23 protein-coding genes are annotated in these 21234 nt (G+C 47.3%); 16 read left to right on the forward strand and 7 right to left on the reverse strand.

Features of this window, described 5'->3' with window-relative positions; translation table 11 throughout:
- Nucleotides 1–4: 4 nt before the first annotated feature.
- Both RJ32_RS10800 and RJ32_RS10805 read right to left on the reverse strand, forming a co-directional pair.
- Nucleotides 5–1297, reverse strand: a complete 1293-nt coding sequence (locus RJ32_RS10800) for a GntP family permease (RefSeq protein WP_034822225.1) — start codon at nt 1295–1297, stop codon at nt 5–7.
- Nucleotides 1298–1340: 43 nt separating this feature from the next.
- A complete protein-coding gene (locus RJ32_RS10805) occupies nt 1341–1955 on the reverse strand; it encodes a trimeric intracellular cation channel family protein (protein WP_034822226.1) in 615 nt (204 codons plus the stop codon).
- A 144-nt stretch (nt 1956–2099) separates the two neighbouring features.
- Here RJ32_RS10805 and RJ32_RS10810 point away from each other — a divergent pair, with 144 nt between their 5' ends.
- From RJ32_RS10810 to RJ32_RS10865, 12 genes are all read left to right on the forward strand, one after another.
- Nucleotides 2100–3611, forward strand: coding sequence for a sigma 54-interacting transcriptional regulator (locus RJ32_RS10810; protein ID WP_034822228.1), 1512 nt, complete (start codon nt 2100–2102; stop codon nt 3609–3611).
- A 138-nt stretch (nt 3612–3749) separates the two neighbouring features.
- On the forward strand, nt 3750–4085 hold the full coding sequence (yajC, locus tag RJ32_RS10815; RefSeq protein ID WP_034822229.1) for a preprotein translocase subunit YajC: 336 nt from the start codon (nt 3750–3752) through the stop codon (nt 4083–4085).
- Between the two features lie 28 nt (nt 4086–4113).
- Nucleotides 4114–5958 (forward strand): protein translocase subunit SecD, encoded by a 1845-nt coding sequence (secD, locus tag RJ32_RS10820; protein WP_034822230.1) that lies wholly within the window; start codon nt 4114–4116, stop codon nt 5956–5958.
- Between the two features lie 8 nt (nt 5959–5966).
- Entirely contained in the window at nt 5967–6914 is a 948-nt protein-coding gene (gene secF / locus RJ32_RS10825) for a protein translocase subunit SecF (protein ID WP_034822231.1), read from the forward strand.
- 33 nt (nt 6915–6947) lie between these two features.
- Nucleotides 6948–7724, forward strand: coding sequence for a peroxide stress protein YaaA (yaaA, locus tag RJ32_RS10830; RefSeq protein ID WP_034822232.1), 777 nt, complete (start codon nt 6948–6950; stop codon nt 7722–7724).
- An 11-nt stretch (nt 7725–7735) separates the two neighbouring features.
- A complete protein-coding gene (locus RJ32_RS10835) occupies nt 7736–8620 on the forward strand; it encodes a DUF3014 domain-containing protein (RefSeq protein WP_034822233.1) in 885 nt (294 codons plus the stop codon).
- A gap of 4 nt (nt 8621–8624) precedes the next feature.
- Nucleotides 8625–9227, forward strand: coding sequence for a 1-acyl-sn-glycerol-3-phosphate acyltransferase (locus RJ32_RS10840; RefSeq protein ID WP_034822235.1), 603 nt, complete (start codon nt 8625–8627; stop codon nt 9225–9227).
- 2 nt (nt 9228–9229) lie between these two features.
- On the forward strand, nt 9230–9871 hold the full coding sequence (locus tag RJ32_RS10845) for a GNAT family N-acetyltransferase (protein ID WP_235598950.1): 642 nt from the start codon (nt 9230–9232) through the stop codon (nt 9869–9871).
- Between the two features lie 55 nt (nt 9872–9926).
- A complete protein-coding gene (gene ribE, locus RJ32_RS10850; protein ID WP_011235370.1) occupies nt 9927–10391 on the forward strand; it encodes a 6,7-dimethyl-8-ribityllumazine synthase in 465 nt (154 codons plus the stop codon).
- Between the two features lie 10 nt (nt 10392–10401).
- Nucleotides 10402–10821 carry a transcription antitermination factor NusB gene (nusB, locus tag RJ32_RS10855; RefSeq protein WP_034822240.1) on the forward strand — a complete coding sequence of 140 codons (420 nt, stop codon included), beginning with the start codon at nt 10402–10404 and terminating at the stop codon, nt 10819–10821.
- 3 nt (nt 10822–10824) lie between these two features.
- Nucleotides 10825–11820 carry a thiamine-phosphate kinase gene (thiL, locus tag RJ32_RS10860; protein ID WP_034822241.1) on the forward strand — a complete coding sequence of 332 codons (996 nt, stop codon included), beginning with the start codon at nt 10825–10827 and terminating at the stop codon, nt 11818–11820.
- Nucleotides 11821–11843: 23 nt separating this feature from the next.
- Nucleotides 11844–12326 carry a phosphatidylglycerophosphatase A gene (locus tag RJ32_RS10865; protein ID WP_034822243.1) on the forward strand — a complete coding sequence of 161 codons (483 nt, stop codon included), beginning with the start codon at nt 11844–11846 and terminating at the stop codon, nt 12324–12326.
- A gap of 23 nt (nt 12327–12349) precedes the next feature.
- On the opposite strand, the gene dxs is transcribed toward RJ32_RS10865, so the two are convergent.
- The 3 genes from dxs to RJ32_RS10880 are packed head-to-tail and all read right to left on the reverse strand — an operon-like array spanning nt 12350 to nt 15331.
- A complete protein-coding gene (gene dxs / locus RJ32_RS10870) occupies nt 12350–14206 on the reverse strand; it encodes a 1-deoxy-D-xylulose-5-phosphate synthase (protein ID WP_034822245.1) in 1857 nt (618 codons plus the stop codon).
- 4 nt (nt 14207–14210) lie between these two features.
- Nucleotides 14211–15098 carry a polyprenyl synthetase family protein gene (locus RJ32_RS10875; RefSeq protein ID WP_034822247.1) on the reverse strand — a complete coding sequence of 296 codons (888 nt, stop codon included), beginning with the start codon at nt 15096–15098 and terminating at the stop codon, nt 14211–14213.
- Nucleotides 15095–15331: an exodeoxyribonuclease VII small subunit gene (locus RJ32_RS10880; protein ID WP_034822249.1), complete on the reverse strand. Its 237-nt coding sequence runs from the start codon at nt 15329–15331 to the stop codon at nt 15095–15097. The genes RJ32_RS10875 and RJ32_RS10880 overlap by 4 nt, the downstream gene beginning before the upstream one ends.
- Nucleotides 15332–15533: 202 nt before the next feature.
- Between RJ32_RS10880 and pomA the strand changes: the two genes are divergently transcribed.
- From pomA to RJ32_RS10900, 4 genes are all read left to right on the forward strand, one after another.
- Nucleotides 15534–16301, forward strand: coding sequence for a flagellar motor protein PomA (gene pomA / locus RJ32_RS10885; RefSeq protein WP_034822251.1), 768 nt, complete (start codon nt 15534–15536; stop codon nt 16299–16301).
- A 2-nt stretch (nt 16302–16303) separates the two neighbouring features.
- On the forward strand, nt 16304–17242 hold the full coding sequence (locus RJ32_RS10890; RefSeq protein WP_034822253.1) for a flagellar motor protein MotB: 939 nt from the start codon (nt 16304–16306) through the stop codon (nt 17240–17242).
- A 66-nt stretch (nt 17243–17308) separates the two neighbouring features.
- Entirely contained in the window at nt 17309–18760 is a 1452-nt protein-coding gene (thiI, locus tag RJ32_RS10895; RefSeq protein WP_034822255.1) for a tRNA uracil 4-sulfurtransferase ThiI, read from the forward strand.
- A gap of 18 nt (nt 18761–18778) precedes the next feature.
- Nucleotides 18779–19111 (forward strand): VanZ family protein, encoded by a 333-nt coding sequence (locus tag RJ32_RS10900; protein WP_034822257.1) that lies wholly within the window; start codon nt 18779–18781, stop codon nt 19109–19111.
- Here the strand turns inward: RJ32_RS10900 and srmB are convergent.
- Nucleotides 19108–20337 carry an ATP-dependent RNA helicase SrmB gene (gene srmB, locus RJ32_RS10905; protein WP_034822259.1) on the reverse strand — a complete coding sequence of 410 codons (1230 nt, stop codon included), beginning with the start codon at nt 20335–20337 and terminating at the stop codon, nt 19108–19110. The two genes, RJ32_RS10900 and srmB, sit on opposite strands and share 4 nt — an antisense overlap.
- A gap of 34 nt (nt 20338–20371) precedes the next feature.
- Complete coding sequence (locus RJ32_RS10910; protein WP_034822260.1) at nt 20372–21220, reverse strand: universal stress protein; 849 nt, start codon at nt 21218–21220, stop codon at nt 20372–20374.
- Nucleotides 21221–21234 lie beyond the last annotated feature (14 nt).

The raw sequence follows: 21234 nt of genomic DNA on the forward strand, positions 1-21234 counted from the left end.
ATTTTTATAGCATAAACAATCCAATAGCCACGGCTAAACCCATTAATGGCACCACAACAGTTACTGCGGCAACCGCCCAATAAGCGGCGCTGTGTTTCTCGTTACAAATAGCGCGAATAGTGGTAACTACGTAGCCATTGTGGGGCAGCGAGTCGAGCGCTCCTGAGGAGATCGAAACAATACGGTGCAATTGCTCGGGGTTAACCCCCGCCGCCATGTAGTGCGGGCCTACTTCAGGTAAGGCGATAGCCTGCCCACCGGATGCTGAACCGGTTAACCCAGCAATAACACTTACTGCAACCGCTGCGCCCACCAACTCATTGCCTGGCAAGCTAGTCATGGCAGTAACGGCGGCATCAAAGGCCGGAGTTATTTTGGCGATGCTGCCAAAGCCAACCACTGCCGCAGTATTACCAATAGCCACTAAAGCCCCTGTGGTAGCTTCATGAATGGCGGTCTGGGGTTTGTGAAAATGCTTAAAGTTAATAACGGCAATAGCAATTACACCGCCCAGCAAAGCTACTATCAGGGCGTTTTGCTGCAAGGTGTCGTGAAAGGTAAAAGATAGCCCCAGAACAACTAACAGTGGAATTAAGCCACTAATGGGTGAGGGCAGTTTCCGCTCCAGCAATATCGGGTCGCCTTCACGTGCTTCAAACTTCTCACCATTAGCTATGGCGCGGTTAATAATCTTTCTTAACCACCAGTAGCCAAAGGTTGCCATTAATACTGCGACTACCAAACTGACTTCCCAGGCAGCATAAGGCGAAGTGCCGAGGTATTTTACGGGTATCCAGTTCTGGATTTCCGGTGAGCCGGCTGAGGTCATGGTAAAAGTGACGGAGCCAAAAGCCAGTGCTGCCGGAATAAAACGTCGAGGCAGGTTGGCATCTTTAAATAAACTGAGCGCCATTGGGTAAACCGAAAAAGCGACAACAAAAACGCTGACACCGCCATAGGTTAAAATGGCACAGGCCAGTACCACCGCCAGAACTGCCTGCTTGCGACCGAGTTTATTGATGATCCAACTCGCGACACTGTCGGCTGCTCCGGTATCCTCCATGAACTTACCAAATAGAGAACCGAGTAGAAACATAAAGAACCAGGCGGCAACAAAGCTGGCAAAACCATCCATATAAGCACTAACGAAATTGACCTCGCCGGTCAGTAGCGGCACTCCACTACACAACGCGACTATAACAGCGCACAGAGGGGCACTGATAAACAGGTTTACTCCTTTTAAAGTGAGTACGATAAGCAACACAAGGCCGCCAACCAGACCAATCATACTTAACATGAGTTACCCCGCGGATTAAAGAAACAAAACATGCTCAACATAGCTAATGATCCTGATGATCCCGGAACACGGGCAGTGACCAGTTAAACTTGATTGCTCCAAGTCTAATGAGCAAAGTTGAGGTCATGCCCGCAGCTAATGCGACTAAAGGTTGATAGGGTACAAGCACGACATAAACGGTAGCGCCGATAATACAGGTGGTAGCGTACAGTTCACTTTTTAAGACCATTGGAATATCGCGCGCCAGAACATCGCGCAACATACCGCCAAAACAGGCCGATATGGTGCCCATGATGATAGCGATAAAGGGTGGGAAACCGGCTGATAGTGTTTTTTCCGCGCCCATAGTGGCGAAAAAGGCCAGACCAATAGCATCTGCAACCATTAGTGTGTTCATGGGAATATAGGCTTTAAATCGCAGCCATATAATGGTGAGCAGAGCGGCGATAATTATGGTGTATAGATAAACTGGGTCGTGTGTCCAGAATACCGGTAATCCAAGAATAAGATCGCGCGTTGTACCGCCGCCAATCGCTGTCGCTGAGGCTAAAACGAGTACGCCAAAACCATCCATCTTTTTGCGAAACGCTAATAACGTACCGGCTACCGCAAAAACCGCGACACCGGCGTGATCTGTCCAGTAAAATATTAATTCCATGAGTCATCAAAAAGTAGCAATGGTATAACTTAGTTTGTCATTAACCTTTATTGATTCCCAGCACAAATTGATTGGCTATTTAGACTTCATAATTTTATGATGGCATCAATTTAAAAGCTGCTGTTGGGCTAAGGATCAGCGAGAATGAGTGCAACCGAGTACACGACAAAACATGTAGTTGATGATCTCGTTAGTAGCTACCAACGAGTTCCAATGTTAGTGATCGCAGTGCATCCTGATCGATCCCGGATTGGTGAGCGCGCAGCGTTAATGGATTTGTACAGTCAGGGAAGTGACTACTTAAGCAGGGTCAAGCCTGAATTCGCTAAAAATGGTAATGCTGGCAGAGCGTTGCTTGATGAGTTTATCAGCCGCTCGCCAATCATTTTTCAGCGCGAGTCAGGTGGTCGTATTAAGCTAAAGGCGCATAGCACAAAAACAACGGTCACCATTGCCGGGCGCGGTGTTCAGGACGAATATATTCTGAAAGAGAGCGACCTTGATAACGGTGTCGTTATTGGTTTAAACCACCGCATCGTTTTACTTTTAAAGTTATTACCACTGCAAGATTCCTCGGTAGATGATAACGATGTGTTGTTTGGTATTAGCTCTGATATTCGAGCTATTCGTGATCGTGTTTCCCAACTGGCCGGGATGGACTTACCGGTTATGATTAGAGGTGCCGCCGGAGTGGGGAAGCAACAGGCCGCCTTTGCAATTCATCAGGCCAGCGAACGTCGGGAGCAGCCTTTTATTAGTGTAAACCTGGCTGCAATACACGATGCAGTTGCAGAAGCTGAATTGTTTGGTAGCTATCGTGGTGGTAGCCGCCAACCCGGCTATTTTGAACAAGCTGGTGGCGGTACTATTGTGCTGGAAGATATCGAGGATGCCTCGCCGGGCCTACACCGTTTGCTTTATACTGTGCTGCAAAGCAAGTCTGTTGTACCTGTTGGTGCAGAAGAAACACTGCCAATTAATTGCCGTATTATGCTGACCAGCCATCAGGAATCCAGTAGCGTCGAAGAAAATTCAATGCTGTCCATGCTGATTGAAAAGCTTTCAGCTTATCAGTTGTTCATTCCGCCATTAACCGAGCGTCGTGAAGATATCGGTTTATTATTCGACTACTTTGTACGTGAGCAGTGGCGCAAGCTTTACGCTGACCGCTCTCATGACGTCAAAATTCCTGGGGAATTGATGAGTCAGCTGCTGACCTTTCATTGGCCTGGGAATGTACGACAATTGCGAAATGTAGCGCGTCAGGTCGTTATTGATAGCCGTGAGCAAGAGCAACTGCACCTCGATCCGCAACTTTTATCTATGCTAAAGCCGAGTAACCCCGGTCACTGGGAAGATGAAACCAGTGTTCATCGCAAACCCAACAGTATTAGTCGAGATGAGCTACTGGAAACACTGCGCAGCTGTCGGTTTGAGCTGCAGGCAACAGCAAAAACTTTGGGTATCTCCCGGGCATCGGTATATCAGCTTATTCAGCGCTTTGAAGGGGTTCGTACAGCGCAGGATTTGTCGGAAGAAGAGATTAAAAAAAGTTATGAGCAGAACCGCTCTGATACCGAAAAAATGATGTGGGATTTGCAGGTGTCTCAAATAGGTTTACGGCGCAGGCTTAAAAGTTTGGGATATGATATTTGATAATACTGAGCGCCGTTAAACTTTCTGATAGTATAGCGACCTTAGAAAAACTGAATTGCATTCTGGAGTAACTGTCCCCATATCGTGAGATGGTTATCCGAAATTTAATAATAAATTTAAATTAACTGAGGGAATTTTATGGACTTTTTTATTAGCTCAGCATACGCGCAAGACGCCGGCGGACAAAGCAGTGGCGGTATGGAATTGATTTTCATGCTGGTCATGTTTGCGTTAATTTTTTACTTCATGATTTATCGTCCACAGGCGAAGCGTGTCAAACAGCATAAAGAGCTGATGGGTGCTTTGAGCAAAGGCGACGAAGTGCTGACTCAAGGTGGTTTGGTCGGTAAAATCACTAAAGTAAGCGAAGACAAAGACTTTCTTGTTATTGCTTTGACTGACGAGCTTGAAGTAACCATTCAGAAAGGTTCTGTGACTTCCGTTCTTCCGAAAGGAACAATGAAGTCTCTCTAATCTCTGACATTAGAAACAGGGGCACGACGTGTTAAATAAATACCCGTTGTGGAAAAACCTGCTGGTTATTTTTGTCGTATTGATGGCAGCGCTTTATGCGCTGCCAAACATTTACGGCGAAGATCCAGCAGTTCAAATTTCCGCAAACCGAAATGCGACCATCGATACCAGCACCATGGATCGCGTGAAGAGCAGTCTGGAAAACGTTGGCATACAAGCTAAAAGCATTGCTTTAGAAGAAGAGCAACTCTTAGTTCGACTGAACTCCGATGATGAGCAGTTAAAAGCCCGGGAGAGCATCCTGGAGAGTTTAGGTGATAATTACATTGTCGCTTTGAACCTTGCTCCTGCAACTCCTGAGTGGTTGAAAAGTGTTGGTGCTCAGCCAATGAAGTTGGGGCTGGATTTACGTGGCGGTGTACACTTCTTAATGGAAATCGACATGGACGAAGCCGTCCGTAAAATAGTCGATGGTATGAAGGACACGATTCGTGCCGAACTGCGTGAAGAGCGCATTCGTTACAGTGCTGTTCGCGTTAATGACACCACGGTTGAAATTGAACTTCGTAATGAAGAAGCTTACGCGGAAGCTGCCGAGTATCTGGATGGCCGTTATCAGGGCTATACACTTCTGGAAGACGATGAAAACCAACTGCTGCAACTGCAGATGAGCGATCAGAAGCTTGCTGAAACACGCGATTACGCGGTATCTCAGAATATTACCATTATGCGTAACCGGGTTAACGAGCTGGGTGTTGCCGAGCCGCTTATTCAGCGTCAGGGTTCAAACCGCATTGTGGTAGAACTGCCGGGCGTACAGGATACAGCACGGGCGAAAGAGATTTTAGGGGCTACAGCAACGCTGGAGTTCCGTATGGTTGATTCCGAGAACGATGTGCGTGACGCACAGAACGGTCGTGTTCCTTTTGGCAGCGAACTCATGCCAATGCGTGACGGTCCGGATCAATTGTTGAAAGAAGACGTTATTCTGACAGGTGACCATATCGTTAACGCGGGAGTCGGTTATGACGAATATAACCGCCCGCAGGTTAACATCACCCTGGATGGCGCTGGCGGTAACAAGATGTCTTTATCGACTAAAGACAATGTTGGTCAGCCTATGGCTACCGTCTTTATTGAATATAAAGCCACAGACGAGCGCGATGAAGAAGGTAACTTACAGTTCACTAAGAACGCGGAAGTTATTAACGTAGCAACAATTCAGTCTCGTTTGGGCAGCAACTTCCGTATTACCGGAGTAGGCGCAAACGAAGCTCAGAACTTGGCGTTGTTATTACGCGCCGGTGCACTTATCGCGCCGATTCAAATTGTCGAAGAGCGCACTGTAGGTCCAAGCTTAGGTCAGCAGAACATTGATTCTGGTACTCAGGCAATTTTCTGGGGCTTTGTGTTAGTTCTGGCCTTTATGTTGTTGTACTACAAGAAGTTTGGTCTGGTTGCGAACTGTGCTCTGGCAGCAAACCTGGTTCTTATTATTGGTGTTATGTCGATGATTCCGGGAGCCACACTGACCTTACCGGGTATGGCAGGTATTGTACTGACGGTTGGCATGGCAGTAGATGCTAACGTACTTATTTTTGAGCGTATACGCGAAGAAATAAAAGCAAAACGAAGCCCTCAACAGGCAATTCATCACGGTTACGACAGCGCCTTGTCGACCATTGCCGACGCGAACGTAACAACGCTGATTGCAGCGCTTATCTTGTTCGCTATTGGTAACGGCCCTATTAAAGGCTTTGCTATCACTCTTGCTATCGGAATTATAACGTCCATGTTTACCGCGATAGTTGGAACCCGTGCCATTGTTAACTCAGTTTGGGGCGGCAAAAAGCTGTCTAAACTGTCTATTTAGGGGGAGCCATGCAAGAGATTATAAAAACTGATGAACGACTTCCCTTCATGCGCTTCCGCGGAATTATGGGCCTTATCAGTGCATTACTGGTGGTGGCGTCCATAGTTTCGTTGTCAGTCAACAAGCTCAATTTTGGGTTGGATTTTACTGGCGGAACCTTGCTTGAGGTTGGTTTTGAAAGCGCGGCCGATTTAAGTCGTGTTCGTGGTGCATTGGATGAAAGTGATTTCGGTGACGCTGTAGTACAGAACTACGGCTCGCAGGAAGATATACTGATTCGCCTTGAGCCTCGTGAAGGGGTTAAAGCTGAACAACTGGGTACTACAATACTCGAGTCGTTGCGTACCGAGTTTGATCAGACCGTTGAAATGCGCCGCATTGAGTTTGTTGGCCCGAATGTTGGCGACGAATTTATCGAGCAAGGCGGGCTGGCTATGCTAACCGCTCTTATTTGTATTTTGCTCTACATTGCAATGCGTTTTGAGTGGCGTTTAGCCGTGGGTGCTGTAGCAGCACTAGCGCACGATGTCATTTTAACGTTGGGACTATTCTCTATATTGCAGTTAGAGTTTGATTTAACGGTTCTGGCAGCTTTACTGGCGGTTATTGGTTATTCAATTAACGATACGGTGGTGGTTTGTGACCGTATTCGGGAAACCTTCCGTAAGTTTGCTAAGTTAACGCCAATTCAAACCGTTAACCGGGCACTAACCGATACCTTAAGCCGTACAATAGTGACCTCGTTGACAACGATACTGGTGTTATTGACCTTATTCTTCCTTGGTGGACCATTAATTCATGGTTTTGCTACGGCGTTATTATTTGGTGTGGTTATTGGTACCTATTCATCCATTTATATTGCCAGTACAGTCGCACTGAAGTTTGGTGTGAGCCGTGAAGACTTAATGCCACCAGAAGTGGAAAAAGAAGGCGCGGATCAAGATCCGCTGAACTAGTCTTACGGTATAATTTGAATGGAGTGCATAGACATGTTGGCCGTTGTTTCACCTGCTAAAAACCTGGATTACGAAAGTGACTTGCCGGAACTGAATGTGACGCAGCCACGGTTGCTGGATAACGCCGAAGAACTGGTTGAGGTTTGTCGGCAATTAAGCCCGCAACAACTGGGGTCGCTAATGAAAATTAGCGATAAACTGGCAGGTTTGAATGCTGCTCGATTTGAGCAGTGGCAACGGCCTTTTAATGAAGACAATGCACGTCCGGCTATGTATGCATTTAACGGTGATGTCTATACCGGCTTAGAGGCTGCCAGCCTGAATTCAGAGGCTATTGATACGGCACAAAAGCAGTTGCGGATTTTGTCTGGTCTTTATGGTGTTTTACGTCCCCTGGATTTGATGCAGCCGTACCGACTGGAAATGGGTAGCAAGCTGGATAACCCTAAAGGCAAAAACCTGTATGAATACTGGGGCGATACTATTACGCAGATGCTAAATGACGACCTGGCTGAGCTGGGTAGTTCAACTTTAGTGAATTTAGCTTCTAATGAGTATTTCTCGGCGGTTAAGCCAAAAGCATTAAATGCGGATATTATTACACCCGTGTTTAAAGATGAAAAAAATGGTCAATATAAAGTCATCAGCTTTTATGCCAAGAAGGCGCGGGGATTAATGGCACGATTTATCCTGAACCAAAAGCCAAAATCCGTGTCTGATCTAAAAGAATTTGATGCAAATGGCTATAGTTTCAATGAGGCTATGTCCAGCGATAAACAATTGGTTTTTTGTCGTGCTGAGCAAAAATAAAGGAGCGCACAATGAGTGACGACCAGGTTGAAACATCAACGGCAACAGAAGAAGCAAGTCGCAAAACGACTTGGATTGTTGTTACGCTTATTGTGCTGGCGGTTATCGCTGCCATAATATGGTGGTGGCTGCCGGCTTCTGACGACAAGAAGCAACAAACCGAAACAGTAGAGGTTGATCAACAGCAGTCAACGGAAGTTCAGGTTGAGGGTTATGAACAAGAGTATGAAGAACCTGAGCCTGAAATTGAGCCAGAACCGGTTCCAACCGAACCTGAATCTGAACCGGAACAAGAGGAGGCTGAACCTGAGCCAGAACCTATTGCTTTACCGGAACTGGATAACAGCACACCAACGGTGCTTCAGAATCTTGATTCAACCGACGTTAACATTCGTCCATTAAAAAGCTCTCAAATTATTCGTGACGCAGTTGTACTAATGGACAATATCAGCAACGGCAGCATTGTTCGTGAACGCACTATTGTGCAGCGTCCCGATGGCCGTTTTAGTGTGTTGGAGGTTGATGGTGAACTCTATATTGACGAAAGCAGCTACCGCCGATACGACGCTTTAGTCGACTGGTTTGTGAGCCTGGAGCCTGATGCACTGGCTGAAAACTATGAATTATTTAAGCCATTAGTGCAGGAAGCTTACGCAGAAATTGGCTATCCAGAGTCAGATTTTGACGACACCTTGCTGGAAGCCATTAATGTCATACTTGAAACGCCGGTGCCAGAAGGGCTGGTTCAGGTAGAAGATGACAGCGTTATGTATACTTTCGCTAACGACTCTTATGAATCATTACCGGCAGCGCAAAAGCAATTACTGCGCATGGGCCCTGAAAATATTCAGCGAGTGAAAGAAAAGTTACGCGAAATAAGACAGGTACTACAGTAATTTTATGACCGATAAACAAGTAATACCGGAATTTGTTAAAGGCGAATTTCCTGTTACCCAGAACCGCTTTTTACGTTGGGTAGGCCGTTTTGGCTTACGTGTATTGGGCGGCTGGAAAATTAATGGTGAAATGCCTCACGTAAGAAAAGCGATTCTTCCGGTTGCGCCGCACACATCTAACTGGGATTTCCCGGTTGGAGCCTGCGTCATGTTAGCTATGGGTTTGAAGCTGAATTATTTAGCTAAGAGCAGTCTGTTCCGTTTTCCGCTGAAAGGTTTGTTAACCAAGCTGGGCGGACTTCCTATAGACAGAAGTAGCGCGAATGGCGTTGTTGGCAACATGGTGAAAGAGTTTCGGGAAAAGAACGAACTGATTTTAGTGATAACTCCCGAAGGCACAAGAAAGCGGGTTAAAGAGTGGAAGAAAGGCTTTTTACACATGGCACAGCAAGCTCGTGTCCCTGTTGTTCCTATTGCTTTTGATTATGCGCGTAAAGCTATCGATATAGGCCCGGCGTTAATGATTGGCGATGAACTGGAAAAAGAGCTTGCGCGGGTTAAATCTTATTTCGAGCACGCGCAGGGTAAGCATGGAGAAGCGTGTTGAGAATGCTTCTTCGGAGTTTTCTTCTCCTGTCAGTACTGTCGTTATTTAATGCGGCAGTAGCGGCAGACTTCTGGCAAAAAGAATGGGCTGTTCCTGAATATGCCGAGGGTAACAGCTTAATTATTCGCCCCATTGAACGTTCCGATGCCGACCGCTTTTTTCACAGCTATATGACCTCGCAGAGGTGGCTTTATGAACGCCTGGGTTGGTCCTGGCCGTCAGAAAAAAGCACCCCTCAGCAAAACGAAACCATGGTGAATTACCATCTTGAGCAGGCAAAAGCGCAAACAGCTTTTACTTATTTGGTGATTGATAAGGAAGATAAGTCCATTATTGGTGCCGTTTATATGGTACCGGTGGCTGCCAGTAGACAAGAAAAGAATGGCATTTCACGTAATTCCTATAATGCGGAGGTCAGTTGGTGGCTTTTAGAGTCGGCCATTGGCGATAACTTGCACAATGATTTTTTTGTGCTTTTAAAAGACTGGCTGGAAGCAAGTTGGCCCTGGCGCCAAGTGTTGTTTCCGGTATCAGAAAATAACGAAACCGCTTTGCAACTACTGGAAAGTAGCAGTGCCCGCTCGCTGGGTCGTGATTTAGATGCTGAAGAAAGGTATTTCTCCTACTCAATTTCACGCAAATAGCCCCACATTGTGCTATGATCGCGCGCAATTAACGAACGGTTAATAAGGAAAACTCATGCAGGTAATTGAAGGTGGAATAAACGCGGCTGGTAAAAAGTTTGCCATTATCGTTTCTCGCTTTAACCATTTTATGGTTGAAAGCTTATTAGACGGTGCTGTGCAGACATTAAAGCATTATGGTGAAGTCGCGGACGACGATATAACTGTTGTGCGTGTTCCCGGCGCTTATGAAATGCCGGTAACAGCGAAACGTCTGGCCAGCTCTGGTAAATACGACGCAATTATTGCGGTCGGTGCGGTTATTCGCGGTGGCACACCACACTTCGAGTTTGTTGCCGGTGAATGTAATAGCGGTTTAGGCCGGGTTGCGACCGAGTTTGATTTACCTGTCGCATTTGGTGTTATTACCACAGATACGCTGGAACAAGCCATTGAGCGCAGTGGTTCTAAAGCCGGAAATAAAGGCTCGGAAGCCGCATTAAGCGCGCTTGAAATGGTCAATGTACTGAAACAACTCTGAGATACTTCAAATGAAACCCGCAGCAAGAAGAAAGGCCCGCAAGTTGGCCGTGCAAGCAATTTACTCATGGCAGCTATCGCAGAACAGCTTTAGCGATATTGAGGCTCAATTTTTAACGGAAAATGACACCAGCAAAGTGGACGTTGACTACTTTTTAGAGTTAGTGCGTGGTGTTGGCGGGCATTACCGGACACTGGACGAAGCGCTGGCACCGTTTTTAGACAGGCCGATTAAAGAGCTCGACCCCATTGAACTGGCCGTTTTAAGGCTGGCAGCTTACGAGTTGCGTGAGCGCGTTGATGTGCCATACAAAGTCGCTATTAACGAAGCGATAGAGCTGGCTAAATCTTTCGGTGCCGATGAAAGCCATCGTTTTGTCAACGGCGTACTCGATAAAGCAGTAGACACATTCCGCCCAACCAGGCAGTAACTTATGCCCCGCGATGAATTTTCGCTTATTAATGAATACTTCACTCATCGCTCCGCAAAACGGGGCGATGTTGCTATGGGCATTGGAGACGACGGTGCCGTTGTCCGACCAATGCCTGAGCATGACCTGGTCATTGTTACCGATACACTGGTAGAAGGTGTGCATTTTGATATGACCACGCCACCCCGTGCTATTGGTCATAAAAGTGTTGCTGTGAATTTAAGCGACTTAGCCGCCATGGGCGCCCAGCCATGCTGGATTAATCTGGCTTTGACGCTTCCGCGTATGGATGAAGACTGGCTACAGGAATTTAGTGGTGGCCTGGATGAAATTTGCAGTTATTACGATTGTCAGTTAATTGGTGGTGACACAACCAAAGGCCCGCTGACAATAACCATTACGGCTCACGGACAACTGCCTTCGGGTAGCGCGATACCGCGTTCCGGCGCAAAAGCGGGCGACTGGATTTATGTCAGTGGCTCTTTAGGTGATGCGGGTTTAGGCTTGCAGGTTACACAAAATAAAGTCAGCACAACCGGTCGGCATTTGCAGCAGGTAATAGAACGCTTGCATTATCCCACCCCCAGAGTTGCTTTAGGCCAAAGTCTGCGGGGCGTCGCAAGTTCCTGCATTGATGTTTCTGACGGTCTGCTGGCCGATTTAAGACACTTAATGACAGAAGCTGGCACTCAGGCGCAACTGGAACTGGAAAAGCTGCCACTGTCACTGGCGTTAACCGAAACACTTAAGGTGGATGACGCACTGGCTTTGGCTTTGACTGCCGGAGATGACTACGAGCTTTGCTTTACCTTGCCCGAGGAACATCGGGGGCGTATGGAAACCTTAACCACGCATCTTAAGACCCGGCCTGTGTGTATTGGTCGTGTAGCGAACGGTGAGTCCGGTGACATTCAGCTGCGCTATAATGGTGAAGACTGGTTGCTGGCTGAAGGTTATAGCAGCTTTAATCATTTTCCACAGAACGAAGCTACTAAATAAGACGCTTAAGGAGCCGCAAGCCCATGTCTCATGCGAAACTTTCATGGTTTAACCCCATACACTGGCTTGCGTTAGGCTTTGGCTCAGGTCTGGCTCCTAAAGCTCCCGGTACCTTTGGAACCCTTATTGGTATTCCGGTTGTCTTTCTGTTAGCTCAACTTAACTGGTGGGAATATCTGCTGGCACTGGTGGTAATGACGCTGGCCGGTATTTGGATATGTCAGTATACCGCTAAGGCCATGGGAGCCCATGATCATCCATCAATTGTCTGGGATGAGATAGTTGGCTATGCCGTTGCCATGTTCGCACTGCCTGTAGAGCCTTTTTGGTTGCTGGCGGCCTTTGTGTTGTTCCGCATCTTTGATATCTGGAAACCCGGGCCAATTGGCTGGGCAGATAAGAAACTGAGCGGCGGCAACGGTATTATGATGGATGACGTGCTGGCGGGGATTTTCTCGGCAGTATTACTGCATTTAGGTTGGTGGTTGTCAGGTCTGCTGGGCTAAAGCAAACCTGACCTTGTCATACTTCAGCTTTTCTTAATAAAGTCATTCACCTGCCGCTCAATACCTGCGGCATCCAGACCCAGTTCGGCACGAACTTCACCTTGCGAACCATGTTTAATAAACTCGTCCGGTAAGCCTATTGTTAACACTTGCGGGCTTGCTTTGTGTTGGGCTATGTATTCGCTCACTGCACTGCCTGCGCCGCCTGCTATGACGTTTTCTTCTACGGTTACCAGTACCGAATGGGTTGTCATTAACTGGTCCAGACAAGCGGTGTCCAGAGGTTTTACGAAACGCATATCGACAACGCTGGCATTAAATTTGGCTGCCGCTGCTTCCACTTCAGGCAGCAGGGTACCAAAATTAAGGAAAGCAATATTCTGCCCCTGAGTAAGGGTTTGAGCTTTTCCTATATCAATAACTTTACCCTGACGAAGCTCCAGACCAACACCCGCTCCACGGGGGTAACGAACCGCTGCCGGACCTTTGTACTGATATCCTGTGGTTAGCATGTCCAGACACTCTTGTTCATTACTGGGAGCCATTACCACCATATTAGGTATGCAACGAAGGTAACTTAAGTCAAAAGCGCCCTGATGAGTGGGGCCGTCAGCACCGACAATGCCGGCACGGTCAATGGCAAAAAGCACATCAAGGTTTTGCAGGGCGACATCGTGAATGAGTTGATCATAACCACGCTGTAAAAAGGTGGAGTAAATGGCGACAACTGGTTTCAGTCCTGAAATAGCCAGGCCCGCTGCGTAAGTCACACTGTGCTGCTCAGCTATAGCCACGTCAAAGTACTGTTGTGGATATTGCTGTGAGAAGGTCACCATACCAGAGCCTTCACGCATAGCCGGTGTTATGGCCATAAGTGACTTGTCATTACTTGCGGTATCGCACAGCCATTGGCCAAAAATTTCAGAATAGCTGGGAATACCCGGTGCTTTCTCAGGCAGGCTGGACTCTTTGGGATCAAACTTTGGCACGCCATGGTAACCAATAGGATCTTTTTCTGCAGGTCGGTAACCTTTGCCTTTTTGCGTCACAATGTGCAGCAATTGCGGGCCGCCTAAACTGCGCATGTTCGATAACGTGTCGACCAGAGTATCGACATCATGGCCGTCTATCGGACCTATGTAATTGAACCCCAGCTCTTCGAAAATAGTTCCCGGCGCCATCATGCCCTTCATGTGCTCTTCGGCACGGCTGGCAAAATGGCGAATATGAGGGAGCGGGCTGAGTAATTTTTTGCTGCCTTCCCGTAAAGAGGTATAAAAACGACCTGACAATAAGCGGGCAAAATGATGGTTCAGAGCGCCAACGTTTTCTGAAATAGACATGTCATTGTCGTTCAGCACGACCAGCATATCCGGTTTTATATCACCCGCATGATTCATGGCTTCAAATGCCATACCTGCGGTCATTGCACCGTCACCGATAATAGAGACGACTTTCTGTCGCAGGCTTTGTCTTTGTGCGGCGACCGCCATTCCTAAAGCTGCTGATATAGACGTACTTGAATGCCCGACTGAGAGCACATCGTATTCACTTTCTTCGCGCCAGGGGAACGGGTGAAGCCCGTCTTTTTGACGAATAGAGTGCAACCGTTGTTTACGCCCGGTCAGAATTTTATGTGGGTAAGCCTGATGGCCAACGTCCCAAACCAGCTTATCCTCTGGTGTGTGATACACATAATGCAGGGCAACCGTCAGCTCTACGGTGCCTAAACCTGACGCGAGGTGGCCGCTGCTTTGGCTCACTGAGGTCAATAAAAACTGTCTAATTTCTGCGCACAGGTCCGGCAATTGCGTTCGTGGTAAACGGCGCAGGTCAGCGGGGGAGTTAATTTTATCAAGTAACGGATATTGTTGAGTCATTCAGTTAGTGGTCCCGCTTTAACAGCAAGTCGGAAAATTGTTCAAGTCTGTCTGTATTGTAAGGGATATCGCTTAACGACTGTAGTGCTTTATGGTGTAAGTTTTGCAGGCGTTGCTGAGCACCTTCTATCCCAAGCAAACGCACGTAAGTTGACTTCTCAGACGCGGTATCTGAACCCTGAGGTTTGCCCAGAGCTTCAGTGTTACCTGTTACGTCGAGGATATCATCCTGTACTTGAAATGCCAGCCCCAGGTAATGAGCGAACTGCTCAAACTTTTTCCGCCATTGTTGTGAATTGTTATTACCGCACAACACACCCATAGTGGCGGCGGCTGTTATCAACGCGCCGGTTTTACTTAAATGCATTTGCTCCAGAGCGTCTTCAGTGAGGATTTTAGCTGTCGCCTGTAAATCTATTGCCTGACCTGCACACATTCCGCGGGCACCGCTGGCTTTAGCCAGTACCTGAACCAATTGCAGCTGTCGTTCACTGGGCAATTGTTCCATACGGTTTTCGGTTAAGACTTCAAAAGCCAGTGTCTGTAGCGCATCTCCGGCTAAAATGGCTGTCGCTTCGTCGTAAGCAATGTGGCAAGTCGGCTGACCACGGCGCAAGTCGTCGTCATCCATTGCTGGCAAGTCGTCGTGAATTAACGAATACGCGTGTATTAATTCCACTGATGCGGCGGCTCTAAGAGCATCGTTTTTATTAGCGCCACAAATATCGGCAACAGTCATCAGCAGGTAAGGGCGAATACGTTTTCCGCCCATTAACACACCGTGCTGCATGGCCTGATTCAGACGCGAATTCAGGGTTAACTGCGCAAGCGTTTGCTTTAAGAAGGTATCGACTTGTTCTCGTGTTGCTGCTGTTAACGAGTTAATCGTCACATCAGTTCTCCATTGCTTTCATCAGTTTCAGATTGCTGCTCGGCCAGCAAGGTTGTCACTTTTTGCTCGGCTTGCTGCAACTGCTGCTGGCTGGAACGTGATAAGGCAATGGCTTGTTCGAATTTCTTCAGCGATTGCTCAAGCGGTAAGTCGCCTTGTTCCAGTTCATTAACCAGCTGTTCTAACTGCTCCAGAGCCTGTTCAAAGGATTGCTGTTTCTGTTCGTCTGCCATAGCTGAGTCTGCCTTAATATCTGTGATGAGCCGCATTGCTAATAGAATGAAAGTTAATTATCCGATAAAGAATCCGGAATGTCAGCCGATGATCTCATTATTCCTGTGTAAGATGAACAGATGTCGCTTGTAAGCGCGACGCGATTGTTTAAGAATGAGCACAGCAGCATAAATGAAAACTCAAATCGGGGAGGAAGGCTGAGTGGATATAGCAACGCTCGTAGGAATTATCGGTGCCGTTGGCTTTGTCATTGTTGCTATGGTTCTGGGTGGGGATATTGGTCTGTTTTTAGATACTCGCTCATTCTTTATCGTATTCGGCGGTTCATTATTTATAACCTTAGCGAACTTTTCTCTAAGCCAGTTTCTGGGTACGGGGAAAGTGGTTGTTAAGGCGTTTTTCTTTAAAATTGAACACCCGCAAGAGCTTATCGACACTGCTGTTGAAATGGCAGACTCTGCGCGTAAAGGTGGTTTCCTGGCACTTGAAGAAGCGGAAATTCCGAACAAATTTTTTCGCAAAGGCGTAGACATGCTGGTTGACGGTCACGATGCCGAAGTTGTCCGCCAAACCTTGTCTAAAGACATAAAAATGAGCTTTGCCCGCCATGAAGAGGGCGCCCGGGTATTTAAAATACTGAGCGATGTAGCACCGGCTATGGGTATGATTGGTACCCTGATTGGCCTGGTTGCTATGCTGTCTAATATGGATGACCCGAAGGCGATAGGACCAGCTATGGCCGTTGCTTTGTTAACAACGCTTTATGGTGCCTTTTTAGCCAACGTTATTGCCATTCCTATTGCTAATAAGTTATTGCTACGGGCCGAACAGGAAAAGCTGAACCGGCAACTGATACTGGATGCCATTTTAGGTATTCAGGATGGTCAGAACCCTCGTGTCATTGAAGGTATTTTACGTAATTACTTAGCTGAATCTAAGCGTATTGGTAACGAGGATGAGGACGAGTAGTTATGGCCTCAGAGAAAGTCAGAGACGAAGAAGAAGAGGACTGCAACTGTCCGCCCCCGGGATTGCCCATGTGGATGGCAACCTTTGCCGATCTCATGACTTTGCTCATGTGCTTCTTCGTGCTCTTGTTGGCTTTCTCGGAAATGGACGTGCTGAAGTTTAAGCAAATAGCCGGTTCAATGAAGTACGCTTTAGGCGTGCAGAATAAAATTGAAGTGAAAGACATTCCTAAGGGTACCAGTGTTATCGCTCAGGAGTTCCGTCCCGGGCGGCCAGAGCCAACGCCCATTGAAACTATCCAGCAGCAGACCGTGGAAATGACGCAGCAGATGCTCGAGTTCCAGGAAGGTGAATCCGACTTTGCCGGTGGTCAGCAAACTGAGCGGGGCGGTCAGGAGTCCGACAGCGCGGATGACGAAAAAGAGGCAGAAGCGGAAAACACTGAGGCTATGACGCAGGTATCTAAGGAGCTTATGCGTCGTATCGAGCAGCAGCTTGAGAATGAGATTAAAGCCGGTACTATTGAGCTTGAGCAGCACGGTCAACAAATTATCATTCGCATACGTGAACAAGGCTCATTTCCTGAAGGCTCGGCATTTTTACAGCCGCAGTTCCGGCCTATTATTCAGCAGGTCGCCGGGGCACTGAAAGATATTCCGGGTGAGGTCACTATTTCTGGCCATAGTGATAATGAAAAGCTGGTATCGGAAATCTACTCATCAGACTGGGATCTCTCCAGTAAGCGGGCGGTTGCGGTTGCGGAAGAAATGCTGAAAGTAGACGACTTTAGCGAAGACCGTCTGGTGGTTATGGGCTATTCCGATACTAAGCCATTGGTGCCGAATAACTCGGAAGAAAACCGCAAGCGAAACCGTCGTGTTGAAATATCCGTCATGCAAGGTAAAGCGGCAGAATCTGACCCGGTTGATGTTATCGACTGAGCGCTGGTTTCTGCCGGGCATGACACGTATAATTGCCCACTTTCCTAAAGACTTGACGATTTTGCTATGAAGTTTGTTGTTCGCCTGCACGCTGAAATTACCATTAAAAGCCGTTCTGTTCGTAAGCGTTACGGTAAAGTACTGACTAATAACCTGCGTAAAATACTGGCTCCGGTTGACGACTCGGTATACGTCAAGTGGCTATGGGATCGCATCGAAGTTTCTGCTGATGGCGACGACTCTCAGGTACGTAGTGAAATCAAAGAGATTCTGCAAAACACCCCCGGTATTTCCTGGTTTGCCGAAGTTATAGAACAGCCATTAACCGATTTTGATGCGGTTGCCGAACTGGTTGGTGAGCACTGGTTAAAGCGTTTGCCGGGTAAAAGCTTTGCTATGCGGGTTAAGCGCAAAGGTAATCACGAATTCAGCTCACAACAGCTAGAACGTTACGTCGGCGGTTATTTGCTGGAACGTGTTCCGGATACTTCTGTAAACCTATCTAATCCGGACCTGGACATTGCGCTGCAAATTACTAATCAGATTGTTCATTTGGTTGGAGAACGAGTGAATGGCTTAGGTGGTTTTCCTATTCCGACTCAGGAAACCGTACTGTCATTGTTAAGTGGTGGCTTTGATTCCGGCGTTGCAACCTATGATTTTATCCGGCGCGGTGCGCGAACTCACTTTTGCTTTTTTAATTTAGGCGGTGACGCCCATGAAGTCGCAGTGCGTCAAATAGCCTATTATTTGTGGAAGCGATACAGTTCGTCGCACCCCATTAAATTTATTAGTGTTGATTTTGCCCCTATTGTTGACGACATTCTGACAAACGTGGATAACGGTCAGATGGGCGTGGTGTTAAAACGGCAAATGCTAAGGGCTGCGGATAAAGTCGCTCGTTATGTAAAAGCGCAGGCGTTGGTAACCGGTGAAGCTATGGGGCAGGTATCCAGTCAGACTCTGTCTAACCTGAGGGTAATTGATCAGGCTACGTCAGCGTTGGTTTTACGCCCGCTAATAACCAAAGACAAACAGGAAATTGTGGATGAAGCAAAGCGCATTGGTACCGAACCATTGGCTAAATCCATTCCTGAATATTGTGGTGTTATTTCTAATAAGCCCACAGTTAAAGCCATTCCGGCGGTTATCGAAGCCGAAGAAGCAAAGCTTAACAAAGATTTACTGGATCAGGTGGTACGGGCGTCAAACGTACTGAGCATGCAGGATATAGCGACGCAAACAGACGCAGAACTGGCACTGCCGGATACCACAACGGAACTCAGTAGCGACACAACCATCATAGATATTCGAAACGATGAAGAAATTGAAGCAGCACCCTTGTCAGTAGAAGTTGAGGTTATTGAAATTCCATTTTTCAAATTAGCCTCACAGTTTGCTGAACTGGATCAAAGCCGGGAATACTTGCTGTACTGTGATCAAGGCATTATGAGCCGGATGCAGGCTTTGTTATTGCACGAAAATGGCTATAACAACGTATCGGTTTATAAGCCCTAATTTAGAGAGAAGTAGACTATGCTGGCAAGAGCCCTATTTTTTGTTGTGTTATCGACAGCCACCTTTCTCTTTTTGTGGCAGTTTCCAAGTACCGGAGCTCAGAGCATTCCGCATCTGGATAAGCTGGTTCACTTTGGAATTTTCTTTGTTCTGGCACTGACCTTTCACAGAGCGTTTGCATTGTCAGCTAAGCTGTCGCTACTGATTCTGGTTTGTTATGGCTTATTAATAGAAATAGCCCAGTCTTATGCGCCCGGGCGTAGTGCCGACGTTTATGATTGGTTGGCAGATGCCAGTGGGGTTGTTGCTTACTTTATTTTGCACCATTTACTAAGCAAGAAGTCGCGTTAACGCGACTTCTTCTTTTTATCCGTTTTCTTTTTCACTTTTTTCTTCGACCGGGACTTTTCTGTCGACGGAAACTTATATTGAGGTTTTAACCCTTCAATTGTTCGTCTGTCGAGTTTGGCGTCCAGGTAACGCTCGACACGTCCCAGTAATAAAGCATCATGTGCTTCTACCAGTGATATAGCCGTTCCTTTTTGTCCGCCGCGGGCTGTGCGCCCAATACGGTGCAGATAAACATCGGCCTGTTTAGGTAAGTCGTAGTTAACAACCACGGTAATGTCGTCTACATCCAGCCCTCGAGCAGCTATATCAGTAGCTACTAAGGTAATGTCCGTAGTTTGTTTAAGCTCGTTCATGATGCGCTGACGATCGCTTTGTGGCATATCGCCCCGTAGCGTGACAATTTTACGGCCGGTACCAAACTGGCTGCGCAGGAAGTTTGCAATAAGTTCCACGCGTTCACGTGTTCTGACAAAGACAAACTGCCGGCCAGGATGAGTCTGAAGCACATTCATTAGCAGTTTGCGTTTATGTTCATCGGTATCCGCTAAATAAACCCATTGAAGAATTTTACCACGCTCACGCTTTGGTGGTTGCACATCAATGTATTCAGGTTCTGTTAATAACTCGCGGGAAAACTTAATAACGCCAGAGCTGTTTAATGTTGCCGAAAGTAACAACGACTGCTGGCGATGACGTGCCTGCAATGCCATTTCTTTTACTGTTGCTGCAAACCCCATATCCAGCATGCGGTCGGCTTCATCAATAATAAGCCACTCAATGCCTTCCAGGTTGTATTGCTCGGCTTCGAGCAAATCCATGAGTCGGCCAGGTGTTGCAACCAATATGTCGTGTGTCTTTTCTAATAACGACAGCTGCGAACCATAATTGATGCCCCCGGTGACAACCACAGAGGTTAATCCGGTTTTGCCCTCAAACTGTTTAGCCTGTTCATGAATTTGTTCAGCCAGTTCGCGCGTTGGAGCCAACACCAGTATACGAGCTGGTCCCGGTTGCTGACGCGGGAAATCCAGCAAATGCTGCAGTGCCGGCAGCAGGAAAGCCAAAGTTTTACCTGTTCCTGTTGGTGCGCTAATGAGTAGGTCGCGACCATCCAGGGCGGCAGGAATACTTTGCTGTTGTACTTTTGCTGGTTTGTTCAGTTCGGCATCGCGAAGAACCGCTATTAAGCGGTCATCGAGGTCAAACTCTTCCCAGTCTGGCGTCATGTTATTTTCCTTGAAATCGTCTTGTCTGCTGCAATTAACGTAGCAGCAATAAAGCGGAGTTAGTTGTCTGTAGCAGGCTGGTCGTGGTGCTGCCTACTAAAAACTGACGAATACGCGAGTGACCATAAGCCCCCATGACCAGAAGATCAATATTGTGCTCTTCCTGGTACGCATGAAGTGCAGACTCAACTTCGCCAGAGCGTATTTCAAACCGCGAATCATGTCCCAGCTCTCGCAAGTGGTTAGATGCCGCTTCTATGGATGCGCGGCTGTCGTTGGTATCAGCGCCAACCATAACCAAATGTAACGGAAGGCCTCTGAAAATAGGGCTTTCCGCAAGCATGCGAATACCTTTACGGGAAGAATCACTGCCGTCAAATGCTAACATCACATTTTTAGGTTTAGTAAATTCCTCAGGTGCGACCAGAATGGGTCTGTGCATGGTTCTTACAACGGTCTCAAGTTGGCTTCCGACACGATTGGTACGGGTAGTTTCTTCGCCATGAAGACCCATAACAAGCAGTCTCATGGAATCTTCTATTTCTAACAAGGATTCCGCCAGGTCGCCGTGTCGCTGGCGTAAGTTAACTTGTTCAACACCACTTTGGGCTGCGCGCAATTTTGCACTTTCCAACATGTGATGGCCTTGTTCTAAGGCCAACTTGCTGCGTTGCTGGTCAAGTTCTGCTAGTTGTTCAAGCAAAGCTTCCCGGCTGCCTAAGCCGATGTTTCCGGTCATATTGGTTTCGGTCGGGTAACGCGCTTCGTCCAGAACATGAAAAAGCGTTAATGGCGTTTGTAAGCGTAATGCTGCCCAACTGGCGTAATCACAGACAGATTGAGTTGACGCAGAACCATCAATACAAGCAACAACATGTTTCATTATTAAATCCTTTT

The sequence above is a fragment of the Idiomarina sp. 28-8 genome (assembly GCF_000320945.2).
Taxonomy (GTDB): domain Bacteria; phylum Pseudomonadota; class Gammaproteobacteria; order Enterobacterales; family Alteromonadaceae; genus Idiomarina; species Idiomarina loihiensis.